The organism is Mycobacterium sp. 29Ha, assembly GCF_032883055.1.
Lineage (GTDB): Bacteria > Actinomycetota > Actinomycetes > Mycobacteriales > Mycobacteriaceae > Mycobacterium > Mycobacterium gallinarum.
This window is the reverse complement of record NZ_JAMQTI010000041.1, coordinates 21,162-35,697: the sequence shown is the minus strand read 5'-3', so window position 1 is coordinate 35,697 and position 14,536 is coordinate 21,162. Positions and strand designations below refer to the sequence as shown.

Here is a 14,536-nt window from a genome sequence, read left to right as displayed (position 1 = left end):
CGGCGGTCCGATGATGGACCACCCCGGACTTACACAGATGGAATGACACGCCCGTGACCGTGATTTAGGACACGTCCCTTAACGCCGCAGCCCACGCGACATGCGCCGTCTGAGCGGGCCATCAGCGCGCGTCGCCGAAGCATCATGAGGTCCAGCATCACCGAACCGCCGTCGGCCGCCAGATTCGCCAACCAGTCGATCAACTGGCGCGCTTCGGCCAGATCACTTGGCTCCACGCTCCAGCAGGGTCTCCGCGAGAACACCGGTGCCCCATACGCGATAGAAGAGGTACCCCTGGCGCATCTGGTCGACAGCTTGGCGCATCGCCGCAGTAGCGGCATCCCGGGTTATGCCAGGCCATTTCCCGGGCAGCCCAGATGTCGGTGGCCGGGATGAGGAAGTAGATGCGCCTGCGCGCCGCCGACTCCATCCTGTGCGCGAACCCCACGGTCTCACCTGTCGCGGCGTATCTTGTTGTTCCCGAACCAATTTCGCCCGCAATCACCCGAACCGAGTTCAGGCCGACGCGCACCTGCAACGTCACGCCGTCACGTCGCTGAACCTCTGCAGCAAGCTCGCTGGCTTCTTGCTGGATCGCCAGGGCGGCAAGACACGCACGAAAGGCGTGGTCTTCCAGCGCAACCGGCGCGCCGAAGATGACCATCAAGCCGTCGCCGGCGTACTCCACGGTCCCGCCGCCGTACCGGTGTGCCACGTCCGCCAAACGTTCCATCAGTGCAGTCATGACCTCACGCAGACGCTCTATGTCCAACGCGGACGCAAGGTCCATCGAACGCACCACATCGGCGAAGAGCACGGTCACCTGCTTGTACTCGGCCGACGCGGTAACGGGCAGCAGTCGCGTTCCGCACTCCGTGCAGAACTTGCCTGTCGCATGCGCGCCACAGGAACCGCAAATCACCTTCACGGCGGTCGGTCCACCGCTGCCATCCGGGCTGGCGTCCACATCACCAATCGTGTCACCGCTTGGTCAGCGATGTCTGCCAATACGTCTAAACCCAAGGGAGAGCGTACTGATGGACTAGCGTGGTTAAACCGGAGGTCGTCTCCGCCCTCCCCGAAGGTGATTGGTGGGTGGTGCGGTTGGACGCCGAACCGGACGCTGAACCCGACGCCGAACACTTCGACGTACTGACGCGGCATCGACGCGATCGCGCGGTGATGGCGGTCGTCTTTCTGCTGTTGTTCGGCTTCTCCTACAGCGAGGACTACGTCTTCGCGATTCTGGAGGCGGCCGGCCGCGACGAGGCCGTGGCATGGCTGGTGGGATTGGTCGGATTCGATGTGGCGGTGCTGAGCCTCGTCGGTGTGTTGAAGGGTTCCATCGCGCGTGCGGAAGGCGACTCGCCGCGTTTGTGGCGGTGGTGGTGGATCGCGTTTTCCGCCGTCGTGTGTCTCGACGTGTTATTAGTCCTGCTGCCCGAGGAACACCCGCTGTGGATCGACCTGGCGTCTTCGGTGGTGTTGGCGATCCTCATGGGACTGCTCATGATGGTGGCGCTCAACGGAGATCCACTCACACTGTTCAGCGCGACGAGACGTGCCGCGGCACCGACGGATTGGGCGCGCGTACGCGCCGTGGTTCCGCTCGTGCTCGGCACCATCGCCGGCTATGTCGCCGCCACGGCATTCGACGACTTCTTCGACCTCGACACGGTGCGTGTCCTGGACGCGGAGATGCAGGCCGAAGTCGCCGCCATGCCGTTGGCCGAGCAGCTTGGAGCGTTCGCCACTCTGTGTGAGGGCGCCGTCAGTCCCGCGTTCTTCCAGCAGGTCGTCGCCGTCATCCCGCTGCTATTGCTCACCATTGGCGTGGAGTTCAACTTCTTCCGGCGCGCACTCGACGAGCCCGCCCAGCGCGCAGCCGCGGCGGCGACGGTGGCCGTGATGGCGATTGGGCTGCTGTTGGCTGTGTCGACGCTGCCGTGGGCGGGCAGTGGCTGTGGCGGCGTGCTCGGGTACTGGCACGAGTATCTGACTTTTGTCATCGCGGTTCAGGGCATCGCTACGGGATTGGCGACGCTGCTGTGGCTCCTCGTGGTCAGCGCTCCCGATCAACGCATCCCGTCGGAGGCCAATCGTGTCTGAGCTCGCCATGCGCCAGCGGGGCGACCGCGCGGTGTTCGGGGTCGTCTTCCTCATGTTGTTCGCGTTCTCCTACAGCGAGCAGGTCGTGTCGGGGCTGTTTCCCGTCGTCGGCGGTGGTGGGCAGACGGGGTGGCGGGTCGCGGTGATCGCCGTCGATGCCGCGGTGTTGGGTTCGGTGGGCCTGATGAAGCGCGTCATCGCCAGAGGCGACGGCGACGGGTCGCGGCTCTGGGGCTGGTGGTGGACCGGCGTCGTCGTGCTCCTGGGCGTCGACGTGTTTCGCCTTTTCCCGTTGCATTCGATCCAGGTGGACGTGGTGACAGCGACCCTGTACGCCGTAGCCATGGGCTGGACGACGGTGGCCTCTCTGAACTCCGATCCGCTCACGCTGTTCAGCACGGCACGTCGGGTGGCCATGCCCACGGATTGGCAGCGGGTCCGCGCGATCGTCCCGTTGGTGCTGGGTACCTACCTCTGCTACCTCGCCGCGAGCGCGTACGTCGACTATTTCAACGTCGACACCATGCGAACACTCGATGCCGCGACCGAAGAACTCGTCGCCGAAATGGATATGTCGCAACAGATGGCGGTGCTGTCTCAGCTGTGCGAGGGCGCGATCAGTCCGGTGTTCTTCCAGCAGATCGTCGGTGTCCTGCCGGTGCTCTTACTGACCCTCGGTATCGAGTTCAACTACTTCCGCCGGACGCTGACCGACGCCGGCGCGCGCGGCGACCGCTGCCACGGTGACGGTGTTGGCCGTCGGCCTCGTCGGGGCGCTGTCGACGCTGCCCTGGGACGGCCAAGGGTGCGATGACGTGCTGTCCACCTGGCACGAGTACGTGGCCTTCCTGTTCGCGGTGCAGGCCATCTTCACCGGCTTGGCCACTCTCGTATGGTTACTCGTCTCCAGTACGCCCGACACCGCAGCCGAAACGACACCCGCGTCGCAGTGATCGCGACGAATGTTTGTCCGCCCCCGCGCCGGGTATTGCGTGTGACTGCGCAGCCCGAAACAAGCTGGCGCAGTGCTGAGGAGGTGGACGTGGCGAGGCGGAACGACTACACAGGCGACCAATGCGACCGCGGGCACCCGACGTACTTCCGGGTGGTCACCGTCGGGTCCGGCGCGGAGTCACGTCGCGGACCGTCATGTTGGTTCGACGACTGCCCGATTCATCGCGCGTGGCAAGAGGCCGCGGGCCAGCGCAACGCCCGCGCGTGACCCCGACCTAACGACCTGCGTTACTGGCGAGCTCGATGACGTACGAGTTCACGAAGGTGCCCGCAGGCGGATCGCCCTTGTCGCAGCTGCCGTCGGATTCCCCGGGACGCTTGATCCACAGGTAGGCGTCGGCGTGCGGACCGGCAGTAGCCGTGGTGGGCGGCACACCGAGAGCCCGGCCGCTGGGGTTGCACCAGTGCAGCGGCGAGTCCGGAGCCGCTCCGTTTCCGTTGCGCGACGTGTCGATGACGTAATTCTTGCCTCCGGTGAGGGCTGAAATGGCTTCGCCGTAACCGATTTCCTCCTCGGTGGTGAAGAAGTTCGCGACGTTCAGGCTGAAGCCACGGGCGCGTTCGACACCGGCTTGGCCGAGCCGCGACGCCATCTCTTCCGGGCTGTGCCAACGTAAGTGGCCCGCGTCGACGTACACGGCCGCGGCCGGATTGCGCGTCAGTGAGTCGACCGCATACCGAATCAAGTCGTAGCGTTCCTGGCGCTGATCGTCCGACAGGCAGTCGGCCATCGCGAGCGCATCGGGTTCGAGGACGATCGCCGCCCGCGCCCCGCCGATCTGGGCTGCGATCCCGTCGATCCACCCGCGGTACGCATCGCCCGACGCCATGCCGCCGGCAGCGAAGCTGCCGCAGTCGCGGTGCGGGATTCCGTAAATCGCGAACACCGGGATGGCGCCGGCAGCCGCCGCGTCACCGGTGTACTTCGCGACCGTCGATGCCGACGAGCCCGGAACGAGCCAGTACGCCTGTGGCGTGTCGGCGACGGCTCTCAGCTGTGGGTTCGGGGGTTCGGCCGCGTTCGCCGCGCGCATCGCCGCCGAGTTCGGGTTCACGTAGAACGGCGCCCCGACCAATGGGTTCGCGTCGCTGGCCAGCCGCACCGACGGGGTCTGACTGACCGGATCAGCGAGAAGACCGATGCCGGCCACGGTGGCAACCACCAGGACGAAGAACCGCGCGGCTGCGTTGGCAGCTGAGGACATCACGCGAGGAAATTAGCAGACCACGCTCCGGGTCATCGCCTCGTGCATCCCCCGAGCGGCCAGCTGGTCGGCCAGTTCGTTGTCGGCGATACCGGCATGCCCCTTCACCCAGAACCACTCGACGCGGTGCCGCGCGCACGCTGTCTGCAGCCGTTGCCAGAGATCGACGTTCTTCACCGGCTGCTTCGCCGCGGTCATCCAGCCGTTCCGCTCCCAGCCGAGGACCCATTTGGTGATGCCGTTTCGGACGTAGGTGCTGTCGGTGTAGAGGTGCACCACCACGGGTCGGGTGAGTGCCTCCAGCGCCATGATCGGCGCGGTCAGTTCCATCCGGTTGTTGCTCGTGACGCCGGGCTCACCGCCACACATCTCCCGGACGTGCTGACGGTGGCGCAGCACCGCCCCCCAGCCGCCGGGGCCCGGGTTGGGCCGGCACCCACCATCGGTGTGGATCACCACGACGTCCTTGATGATTTCGTTCGAGTCGCCCATTTCAGCTCGCCCGTGCCTGGCGGAGCAGACGCACAGCCTTCGGTCCGACGCCGTGGAGGGCCAGGAGGCCGTCGAGATCCGCAGGCAGATCCGCCACCGTGCGGTAACCCGCGTCCATCAGGGCGCCGGTCGCAGGCCGGCCGAGGTTCAGACCGTCGAACACCGGTCCGCGATCCACTGCGTCGACCATGCGCCGAGGATAGGCACTCGGTGAGGCGATTTCGCTCCGCGACGCGCGGCGTCAGCCTGCCTGGGGAACGACGTAGGTCGGCTGGTAGGGGTTGAGGCCCTGCTTGATGGCCTCGGCCCGCAGGTAGTCCTCGACCGACGGGTATCCCTTGACCTCTGCAGCGCGCTTCAGCGCCTCCTGCTCGGCCACCTTCGTCTCGGCCACGGCGGCGGCCAGGTCAGCTTCCGCCTTGGCCTTCTTCGCGTTGGCCTCGGCCACACCCTGCGCCTGCGTCGCCTGCGCATTCTGGATCGCGGCCTGCTCGCGTTCGATCGCCGCCTTCAATTCGGGGTTGACGGGCGTCGGCTTGAGCACCGTCACCTGAAAGTTGGTGAAAAAGTCGACCCCGTTGGTGCGGGCCTTACTGGCGTTGGGCAGCGACTGCAGCAGCGCATTGCGGAACTCGGTGCGCGCCTGCTCGTCGTTCCAGATCTGCTGCCACGTGTACTTCTGTGCCACACCGTTGAGCGTGTCCTGCAACGGTTGTCCGATCACGTAGTTCAACAGTTCGACCCAGCCGTCGCTGACCGTGCCGTCGTCGTTGAGCCAGCCGTTGTACTTGGTTCCGAAGTCGCGATGGAACTGCTTGAGCTTCTCGCAATCCGTCGTCAGATCGAACGTCACCACCACAGGAACATTCATGTCCGCGGGCGCCTTGGCGTTGGACACGACGACATAGGGGCCGCGCTCAGAACCGGGATCGCCCGTGGCATCCCAGGAGATTTGCCGAGCCGGATACCGGTAGACGTGGTTCGTGATCTCGTTCTGTGAGTTCTCTGGTTCGATGCACCCCTTCACCACCGGGTCGGTGGGGATCATCCAGTAACCGTCGACGACGACGGCCTGCTCGCCGGCTCCGACGCTGGCGTACGAGCAGCCGGACAGCAGAGCCATGGAAATCCCAAGGGCCACAGCAGATTTCTTCACGGTGTTCTCCTTTCGTTCACGGCCGTAGGTGCCGCGCCGGTACGCGCGCTGGCACTGCTGCCTGACAAGACTCGTCAGAACTGTACTGGCGCGATCACACTGTCTCAGCGTGATCTTCGATATCGTGGCGACATGAGTAGCCAGCGGGTGCCCGGCGGGGTGGTGCACAAGCTGCCCTCCGATCTGCGCCAGGCGCTTATCGCCAACGACACGGCGCTGGCGGCTTGGAAGGACATCACGCCGTTGGCGCGCAACGAGTTCATCTGCTGGGTCGAGGACGCCAAGCAGGAGAAGACCCGGGACCGCCGCATTCGTCGCACCCAGGAGGAACTCGAAGAGGGGCGGCGCAGACCGTGCTGCTGGCCGGGGTGCAAGCATCGCGAACGCAACGGCAAGTAGCGGACGTCAATCGCCGTAGGTGGGAGCCGCTTGCAACGCCGGCGCGGCCGCGGCGAGGAGTGCGGTGCGGTCGCCGGTGAGCGGGGGGTAGATGCGTTCACCGTTGATCTCCTGCTTGGTCGCCTTGGCTTCCGCGCCGGTGCTGACAACTTTGCGATCCCAGCCTTCGGTGTACACCGCGCCCGCCGGGCCGAGATCGAGAACGGTTACGTACCAAGGGATTCGAAGCGACAGCATCGGCGCACCGAGCAGATCTCCGATCACGTTGTAACCTGCGTACCGGCCCATCGGTCGCCCGTGCTGACACGACATCACCGACATGTGGTCGTCGTCCATGCGCGCCGCGGCCACGTCGCCTGCCGCGAACACCCCCTCGACACCCTTCACCCTCAGGTAGTCGTCGACCGGAAGCCGCCCCAGCCGATCGCATTCCACCCCGAATTGCGCCGTCAACGGATTGGCGCGCATGCCCGCGCACCACACGACCGTCGCCGCGGGGACCACCTCCCCGGACGACAGGGTGACACTCCGCTCGTCCACGGCGGTGACGCCGACCCGCGTCAAGGTGTCGACGTGGTTGGCGGCCAACGCGTCCTCGATCACCGGGCGAGCCGACTCTCCCATATCCGACCCGATATGCGGGTTGTGATCGACGAGGATCACCCGGGGTGTGGCCTCGGGACCCAGCGCATGCGAGAGCATCCGGGGCAACTCACTGGCGGTCTCGATACCTGTGAGTCCAGCCCCGACGACAACCGCGGTGGCGCTCGCAGGGTCCGGCGCGCGGTCGGTGAGACCACGGATGTGCGCCTGCAACCTCATCGCGCCGTCATAGGTGTCGACGTCGTAGCCGAACTCGGCCAGGCCGGGCAGACCGGGCTTGGCGACTCTGCTGCCAAGCGCGAACACGAGGCGGTCATAGCTCAACGTCGTGCCATCTGCGGTACTCACGGTCGCCTCGGCCGGGTCGATTCCGGTCACCTCGGCGGTGATGTAACCGATGCCGACCGGATCGAGCAAGTCCTGCAACGGGATTCGGCATGCGCTGAGATCGGCCTCGTAGTTGCGGACCCGGATGTCGTGAAATGGCTGCGACGTGACGACCGTGATGTCGACCGCTCCCTGCGAAGCGCCGAGCTTGTCGAGTCGTCGCGCCGCTCCGAGGGCGGCCCACAGCCCGGCGAACCCTGACCCGAGAACGAGAACGCGTGAAGTTCGCGGCACCGCACAATCGTCTAGCCCAAGCGACGACCTGACAAGTGCAGGAGTTTGCTCGCCGGCCGCGATTCGTGGCCCGTGAAAGGCGCCGACACAATCGCAATCACGAGCGATCTTGAATCGCCGGCCGCACCTCGGCGTATGGACAGCTGCCTGCCGAAACCGCAGGTGGCCGATTTGCGAAATTTCGTCCGCAACGCCGTTGACATTCGAGCGTTTTCGTACGTCGTCTGGCGAAGAACCGACCTGTGATCTTGACGGCTGTCGATTGCCTGGTCAAACGGAAAAACCGCTGGTTGCGGGGCCGGGTTGCGTGAGCTGTCATTTCGGATGGCACGGCGAGGCTCGACGACCGCGACGCCGGGCGGTGTTACAGCGCCCGTACGCAGGCGCGATGCGCCGAGATGGGGCCACTTTCGGGGCGTCAGATTTCTAGTTCACGTAGGCATCTCTGTGCGACAATGTCCTGCGGAATCAGCATGCGGTTTTGCTGAATGGAGGTCATCATCGTCACCACTCATCTGCGCAATGCAGCGGGTGCCTGCGCGCTTTCGATCGGCCTCCTCGTCTGCAGTAGCGGAGGGGCAATCGCCTTCGCCGATCAGACTGACGCGGGTGGTGCTGCCGCCGGCACCCCCGGTGGCACCACGGGTGACGGCACGACCACAGCCACCTCCACCGGTCCAACCAGCACTGTCGGCAGTCAGCCCACCGACACCGATGCGGTCGAGGCCAAGGTCACAACCGTCGGCACGGAAACGACGACCACGAGCGTGACCATCGGGAACGGACCAACCTCGACGATCCAAGCGCAGACGAACACATCCACCAAGACTGAAGAGGATCCGGACCTCGTCACCATCGCTGTGCGCGTTCTCGACGAGGTCGGCATCACGCCGGGCGTAATCTTGCAAACGCCTCTGACGCAAGCGCTTACACCTTCCGGTGTTGAGCACCGCCCATCGTCGGGATCGGACCCGGCTGCTGAGTCGGCGAAGATGACCGAAGGCAATGAGTACGCGGCCGCAACCACTGGCGCGGAGGAGGAGAAGACCTTCGCGTTCGGGCTGACGGACCGAGAGCTGGATCCGATCTCCAATGCCGTCGTCGTGCCCTTTACGAACGCGGCTGTCACCCTTGCGCGAGGACTTGGGCAGGGCATTTTCACGCTCGCACAATTGCCGACGTCCGAGACACCGCTCGCCGACCTCATCGAGGGGGTTTCGCTGATGGTCGGCGGCGTGGTCGGAGCTGTCGTCGAGGTCGCGAAGGTGCCCGGAAACCTGGTCACGTTGCTTGGGGTTGAGCCTGGCGATGTCCAGCCGCCGCTGATCGGTGCGAGCGGCGCTGTCGTCCCCACCGTGCATACACCCGTCGACGTCCCGCTCCTCGGGCCCGTTTCGCAGGCGCAGCTCCCGGTCGCAACCGTGGGAGCACCGCTCTTCGGCCCCGCGATTCGTGCGGCCAACCTGGGAAGCGCTCCTGCGGCCGGCCTGAAGAGCGACCTGACGCTGTCCGGTCTGGCCCCGGCCCCGTCGGGCGTCAGCCCCGCGACTAAATCGTTCCTCGATCACGTGGTCAGCTCGGTCTTGGTGCCCGCGTCGTTGACGGCGCTCGCCGCCATCGCCGTGCCGGGGATCGGTGGTCTGCTGATCGTGTGCGCGGCGGGTATCCGCGTCGGCTATCGGCAGGCGAAGGCCGGTCTCGCGTTGCGGGCGTCGGGAATCGCACGGTTCGCAGGCCCGGGTCCGATGGGAATCGTGCGGTCGGGCTCGCTGATCGCGCTTCACACGCGGACCGCGCGGCCTGGCGCGGCTGATCCGACACCGGCTGTCCACGCGAAGGCGTCAACCGGACCGCGCCTCCTCGAGAGCGTCGCCTAGCCCGACGCGGGATCGCGCCGCGTCTAACACCTGTTCGATCTCGACCCACGTCTGGCGGACTATGTCGGCCACCGGAAGAAGATCGGCGATGCGCGAAGACACCTGACCGGTGTTCGCGACGCTGGCTTCCATATCGCCGCCGAAGTAGAGCTCGGTCACCTTGCCGAGCAGTTTCGCGTTCGGATCATGCTCGGCCACGCGTGCGGCCAGGCCCGTGCGGAGGACACGCATGGTCGGGTTGCCCGGAATGTCGAGCAACACGGTGCCCGCGTCGTTGGCGGCCACGATCGCATCCTTGAAGTTCATGTGCACCAACGACTCCCGGCTCGCCAGCATCCGCGTGCCCATCTGAACGCCCTCCGCGCCCAGGACCAATGACGCCGCGGCTGACTGCGAGTCGCACATCCCGCCCGCGGCGATGATCGGCAAATCGACGTGGGCCGCGACCAGGGGGAGCAGCACCATCGTCGAGGCTCCCAGCGCGGATTTGAACCCGCCGCCCTCGACACCCTCGACGACCAAGGCGTCGACTCCGGCGTCGACCGCCTTGCGTGCCGCTCGCAACGATCCGACGACATGCACCACCGCCATGCCGGCGTCGTGCAGTCTCGCGGTGAACAACGCGGGATCACCCGCGGAGGTGAAAACGTGCCGCACACCCGCCGCGCTCAGCGTTTCGACGATCGAGGGATCGCCCTTCCAGCCCTGGATCATCAGGTTCGCCGCGACGGGTCGGTCTGTCAGCGTGCGCACCCTCATGAGGTCCGCACGGCCCTCTGGGGTCAAGGTCTCGATCATCCCGAGCCCGCCGGCCTCTGAGACCGCTGCGGCCAATTCTGCGCGCGCGATGTACGTCATGGGGGCCTGAACGACGGGATAGTCGACGCCGAGAAGGGTCTGCACTCGATTGGGCACGGATCATTAAACCGCGCTGAGCGGGCAGGCAGCCGGCTGTCGCCTTTTTACATTGAGTGCTTTATGATTTTTCGCATGGCCAAGCCACCGCTGTCGATGAAGCCGACCGGCTGGTTCCAAGTTGCGTGGTCTGACGAGATCAAGATCGGCGACGTCCACCGGATGACGTACTTCGGCACCGAGATGGTCGCGTGGCGAGCCGAGTCCGGCCAGCTCACCGTGATGGACGCATACTGCGAGCACCTCGGCGCGCACCTCGGTCACGGTGGTCACGTCGAGGGCGAGGTCATCCAATGTCCGTTCCACGGCTGGCAGTGGAACCACGAGGGCCGCAACGTGTGCATTCCGTATCAGGATCGGCCCAACCGGGGGAGGCGTATTCGCACCTACCCGACTGTCGAACGCAACGAGTCCGTATACATCTGGCACGACATCGAGCGCCGCGAACCGTATTTCGACGCACCGGATGTCTTCGCGAGTTTCGGCGACGGCAGCAGCGCGGCCGACTACTACCCACAGCAGCGGCTCTACCGCGACACGTTGGAGCTACATCCCCAGTACGTCTTGGAGAACGGCGTCGATTTCGCCCACTTCAAGTTCGTGCACCAGACGCCGATCGTGCCGGTGTTCACCCGCCATGACTTCGACGACGACGTGTCATACGTCGATTTCACGATCACCTTCGAAGGTGACGATCAGCAGAACATCGAAGACGTGGAAAGCAGGGTAGAGGCGATCAACGGTGGTCTCGGCATCGCAGTGACGAAAAGCTATGGGATGATTGACAATCGGACGATCTCTGCGGTCACCCCGGTCGACGATCGCACGTCCGACGTTCGTTTCATGGTCTACATCGGCCGCACGCCGGGCCGTGACGATGAGCGGGCCGAGATGAAGGCCCGCCAGTTCGGTGACGAGGTCATCCGGCAGTTCACTCAGGACATCCACATCTGGCAGCACCAGCGATACTCGGATCCGCCCGCGTTGGCGAATGCCGAGCAGGATGGGTTCACCGCAATCCGCCAGTGGGCCTTGAAGTTTTATCCCGACGGCCTCGGCGGTAGCGCCGCCGACCTGCAATCCGCTTCCGAGAGAGGGCAGAAGAATTGAGTGCAAATCGTAAGCCGGTCCGCGTGTTCCAGGTCGCGACGGGCAACGTCGGCAGCGAGATGATCAAGCGGATCGCCGACCGGCCCGACCTCGAACTGATCGGTGTGCACTGCTACTCGCCGGAAAAGGTCGGAAAGGACGCCGGCGAGCTCGCCGGGCTGGCGCCCAACGGGGTGATCGCGACCGGGTCGATCGAGGAGATCATCGCCGCCAAGCCCGATGTCCTGACCTTCCACGGCGTCTTCCCCGACGAGGACCTCTACGTCAAGATCCTCGAGGCCGGCATCAACATCGTCACCACCGCGGACTGGATCACCGGCTGGCATCGCGACACCAACCATCCGCATCCGTCGGGTAAGCCTGTCTCGCAACTGCTTCGGGAGGCATGTGAGAAGGGCGGCTCCACCTTTTACGGCACCGGGATGAATCCGGGCCTGAACCAGATCCTGGGAGTCGTGTGCTCCGCCGACGTCGCCGAGATCGAGAACGTCACCACGATCGAGTCGGTCGACGTGTCGTGTCACCACTCGAAGGACACCTGGATCGAGGTCGGATACGGCCTGCCCGTCGGCGATCCGAGCATTCCTGGCAAGTTGGAGAAGTACACCCGCGTTTTCGCGGACAGTGTGCTGATGATGGCCGACTGCTTTGATCTGACACTCGACGAGGTCAAGTTCAGCTTCGAGCTCGGGGCGTGCACCAAGGATGTCGATCTAGGCTGGTACGTGCTGCCGAAGGGTTCGCTCGGCGGCAACTACATCAAGTATCAGGGCATCGTCGACGGCGTGCCCAGAGTCGAGACGCATCTGGAGTGGCAGATGACTCCGCATACGGACCCGAGCTGGGATATCAAGGGCTGCTACATCACACAGATCAAGGGCGATCCGTGTGTGTACAACAAGCACATGATCTTTCCGAAGCCCGGAGTCGACCTGTCCGATCCGACGAACTTCGCGTCGATCGGTATGACGGTGACCGGAATGCCCGCTTTGAGTGCGATCACGTCGGTGGTCGATGCGCCGCCCGGGCTGCTGACGAGCGCCGATCTCCCGTTGCGTGGGTTCGCGGGTCGCTTCAAGCTATAGCGACAGCCAACTCGAGTCGCTCGAGCCGCCGCACCAGCAGGCTCGGCAGCCATCGGCCAGTGTCCGCCGCCTCGATCCACGTCGTGCGGTCGAGGAGTTGGCCGATGACAATCCTGGCTTCCAGCCTCGCGAGTGCCGCCCCGACGCAGAAGTGGGCTCCCTTACCGAAGGTGATATGTCCCTTCCCGCTGGGGCGGTCGAGCCGGAAGTCATTGGCGTCGGGGAAATGTGAGGGGTCGCGGTTGGCCGCGCCCCACAGCAGCACGAGGCGGGAGCCGGCGGGCAGATCGACCCCACACAAGCTGGTGTCTTTGACGACATGGCGGTAGTGCCCCCGGAATGGCGGCTCGAACCGAAGCACTTCTTCCAAGAACGCCGACAGTGCATTTGGATTTTCGCGAACCTCGCGCTGCACGTCGGGCCGAGAAGCCAGCACATGCGCGGCAGATCCGATCAGCGATGCCGTCGATTCACCGCCTGCACTGAATAGCGTGGCCATGATGTTCAGTGCAGTGGCGTCCGTCAAATCCCCTGCGGCACGGGCGGTTGCGAGATCGCCGAGCAGGTTGTCCTCAGGATCGTCGGCAGCGGCCAGAAAATGTTCGTTGATATAGACGGCGAGCTCCATGACTGCCATTCCGGCTTCGGCGAGCTCATCTTGGCTCACAAGGCCTTCCACCGTCTTCGTGCCTGCGTAGCCCCAACGCATCAGCTTTTCGCTGTCCACGTCGGGTACACCGATGAGACGCGTCACGATCATCATCGGCAGACGGTTCGCCATCGCCGACATCCACTCGACGCGTCCGTCGCGGACATGCTCCTGCCACAATCGGGCTTCGATCTCGCGGACATACTCTTCGACTGCTTTGATTCGCCGTGCGGCGAGCTGTGGCAGCAGCAACTTGCGATGCGCAGCATGCGCGGGGTCATCCGCTGTCGCCAATGCCTGCAACTCGCTGCCGAGCTCGCTGAACGCGAATTGGCCGACCTTGCCGTTCTCGTAGGTCATGGTTGCGGTGAGGTTCGAGGAGAAGTCCTCGGGTCGGCCGATGGCCTCGTTGATCGCATCCCAGGTGCACACCGCGTGGAACGCGGAGTCCCCGATGCGGTGGACCGGCCCGGCGGCGTGCATGCGGGCGTACAGCGGATAGGGATCCTGGATGAACTCGTCATCGAACAACGCGAGACCGAGTCGGCCGTCGGGCACAGTCATTCGTCAAGGCTGAATTGGGACCGCGCGCCGCGTCAACCGGCGAGCGTGAAGTTGATAACTGCAGGTAGGACCGCATCGGCAGCGCTGTCTCACGTCGCGGTTCGGACCAGGAACGATGGTGAGATTACTTCGTAATTTCGTCTCAATGTGAGAATATCTGGGACATGCCTCGCAACGACTGGCTGGTCGGCGGTGATCGGCGATCGGCGGCCGCCGAACGCATCTACGACGCGGCGACCGAGCTCATAGCGCGTGACGGGCTGGACGCTTTCGATGTCGACGTCTTGGCCGCGCGCGTGCACTGTTCCCGGGCAACGATCTATCGCCATGCGGGCGGAAAGGGGGAAATACGCGAAGCAGTGCTGCTGCGTTCTGCGGCAAGCGTCGTCGAGACGGTGGGGAAGGCGGTCGACGGGCTGTCCGGGGCTGACCGGATCGCTAGGGCAATCGCGGTGGCGCTCAAACAGATTCGTTCCCATCCGCTTCGTGAGTCGATGGTCGATTCGCTTCGAAGTGGACGGGGGATGACATGGCTGGCCGAATCTCCTGTCGTGGCCGGGTTCGCGACCGACCTGAATGGACTTACTGAAGACGACCGGGACGCTGCGCAGTGGATCCTGCGGGTCGTGTTGTCGATGCTCTGCTGGCCTGTCGACGATGTCGACGCCGAGCGCCGTGTCGTCGAGCGTTTCGTCTTGCCCGCCTTCGCCGATAGCGCTGAGCAGTAGCATTGGACC

16 protein-coding genes and 1 pseudogene are annotated in these 14,536 nt (G+C 64.9%); 9 read left to right on the top strand and 8 right to left on the bottom strand.

Going from position 1 to position 14,536, the window contains the following annotated elements; all coding sequences use genetic code 11:
* Positions 1-415 precede the first annotated feature (415 nt).
* A pseudogene (locus M1248_RS31865) lies at positions 416-928 on the bottom strand (adenylate/guanylate cyclase domain-containing protein); the annotation flags it as partial.
* 254 nt (positions 929-1,182) lie between these two features.
* Between M1248_RS31865 and M1248_RS31860 the strand changes: the two are divergent.
* From M1248_RS31860 to M1248_RS31845, 4 genes are all read left to right on the top strand, one after another.
* Positions 1,183-2,109, top strand: a complete 927-nt coding sequence (locus M1248_RS31860; RefSeq protein ID WP_317150751.1) for a hypothetical protein — start codon at positions 1,183-1,185, stop codon at positions 2,107-2,109.
* The gene (locus M1248_RS31855) at positions 2,102-2,923 is read left to right on the top strand and encodes a hypothetical protein (protein WP_317150749.1); all 822 of its coding nucleotides are present in this window, start codon (positions 2,102-2,104) and stop codon (positions 2,921-2,923) included. The genes M1248_RS31860 and M1248_RS31855 overlap by 8 nt, the downstream gene beginning before the upstream one ends.
* A gap of 1 nt (position 2,924) precedes the next feature.
* A complete protein-coding gene (locus tag M1248_RS31850; protein WP_317150748.1) occupies positions 2,925-3,062 on the top strand; it encodes a hypothetical protein in 138 nt (45 codons plus the stop codon).
* Between the two features lie 89 nt (positions 3,063-3,151).
* The gene (locus M1248_RS31845; RefSeq protein ID WP_163725331.1) at positions 3,152-3,331 is read left to right on the top strand and encodes a hypothetical protein; all 180 of its coding nucleotides are present in this window, start codon (positions 3,152-3,154) and stop codon (positions 3,329-3,331) included.
* A gap of 7 nt (positions 3,332-3,338) precedes the next feature.
* Here M1248_RS31845 and M1248_RS31840 read toward each other — a convergent pair whose 3' ends face one another.
* Genes M1248_RS31840 through M1248_RS31825 form a run of 4 tightly spaced genes read right to left on the bottom strand, consistent with a single transcriptional unit; the run spans position 3,339 to position 5,976 of the window.
* On the bottom strand, positions 3,339-4,331 hold the full coding sequence (locus M1248_RS31840) for a glycoside hydrolase family 6 protein (protein WP_163725334.1): 993 nt from the start codon (positions 4,329-4,331) through the stop codon (positions 3,339-3,341).
* 9 nt (positions 4,332-4,340) lie between these two features.
* A complete protein-coding gene (gene rnhA / locus M1248_RS31835; RefSeq protein ID WP_410506772.1) occupies positions 4,341-4,820 on the bottom strand; it encodes a ribonuclease HI in 480 nt (159 codons plus the stop codon).
* Position 4,821: 1 nt separating this feature from the next.
* On the bottom strand, positions 4,822-5,010 hold the full coding sequence (locus M1248_RS31830; RefSeq protein ID WP_163725337.1) for a helix-hairpin-helix domain-containing protein: 189 nt from the start codon (positions 5,008-5,010) through the stop codon (positions 4,822-4,824).
* A 51-nt stretch (positions 5,011-5,061) separates the two neighbouring features.
* Positions 5,062-5,976, bottom strand: a complete 915-nt coding sequence (locus M1248_RS31825) for an SPFH domain-containing protein (protein WP_232076058.1) — start codon at positions 5,974-5,976, stop codon at positions 5,062-5,064.
* A gap of 132 nt (positions 5,977-6,108) precedes the next feature.
* Between M1248_RS31825 and M1248_RS31820 the strand changes: the two genes are divergently transcribed.
* A complete protein-coding gene (locus M1248_RS31820; protein ID WP_317150747.1) occupies positions 6,109-6,375 on the top strand; it encodes a YdeI/OmpD-associated family protein in 267 nt (88 codons plus the stop codon).
* Positions 6,376-6,381: 6 nt separating this feature from the next.
* Here M1248_RS31820 and M1248_RS31815 read toward each other — a convergent pair whose 3' ends face one another.
* Complete coding sequence (locus M1248_RS31815; protein ID WP_317150746.1) at positions 6,382-7,599, bottom strand: NAD(P)/FAD-dependent oxidoreductase; 1,218 nt, start codon at positions 7,597-7,599, stop codon at positions 6,382-6,384.
* Positions 7,600-8,087: 488 nt separating this feature from the next.
* Here M1248_RS31815 and M1248_RS31810 point away from each other — a divergent pair, with 488 nt between their 5' ends.
* Complete coding sequence (locus tag M1248_RS31810; RefSeq protein ID WP_317150745.1) at positions 8,088-9,476, top strand: hypothetical protein; 1,389 nt, start codon at positions 8,088-8,090, stop codon at positions 9,474-9,476.
* On the opposite strand, the gene M1248_RS31805 is transcribed toward M1248_RS31810, so the two are convergent.
* Positions 9,441-10,391 (bottom strand): NAD(P)H-dependent flavin oxidoreductase, encoded by a 951-nt coding sequence (locus M1248_RS31805; protein WP_163725350.1) that lies wholly within the window; start codon positions 10,389-10,391, stop codon positions 9,441-9,443. The two genes, M1248_RS31810 and M1248_RS31805, sit on opposite strands and share 36 nt — an antisense overlap.
* A 75-nt stretch (positions 10,392-10,466) precedes the next feature.
* Here M1248_RS31805 and M1248_RS31800 point away from each other — a divergent pair, with 75 nt between their 5' ends.
* Complete coding sequence (locus M1248_RS31800; protein ID WP_317150744.1) at positions 10,467-11,501, top strand: Rieske 2Fe-2S domain-containing protein; 1,035 nt, start codon at positions 10,467-10,469, stop codon at positions 11,499-11,501.
* The gene (locus M1248_RS31795; RefSeq protein ID WP_163725356.1) at positions 11,498-12,586 is read left to right on the top strand and encodes a dihydrodipicolinate reductase; all 1,089 of its coding nucleotides are present in this window, start codon (positions 11,498-11,500) and stop codon (positions 12,584-12,586) included. Before M1248_RS31800 ends, M1248_RS31795 begins: the two co-directional genes overlap by 4 nt.
* Here the strand turns inward: M1248_RS31795 and M1248_RS31790 are convergent.
* Complete coding sequence (locus tag M1248_RS31790) at positions 12,576-13,799, bottom strand: cytochrome P450 (protein ID WP_317150743.1); 1,224 nt, start codon at positions 13,797-13,799, stop codon at positions 12,576-12,578. The two genes, M1248_RS31795 and M1248_RS31790, sit on opposite strands and share 11 nt — an antisense overlap.
* Before the next feature lie 164 nt (positions 13,800-13,963).
* On the opposite strand from M1248_RS31790, the gene M1248_RS31785 reads away from it, so the two are divergent.
* Positions 13,964-14,527, top strand: a complete 564-nt coding sequence (locus M1248_RS31785) for a helix-turn-helix domain-containing protein (RefSeq protein ID WP_317150742.1) — start codon at positions 13,964-13,966, stop codon at positions 14,525-14,527.
* Positions 14,528-14,536: the final 9 nt, after the last annotated feature.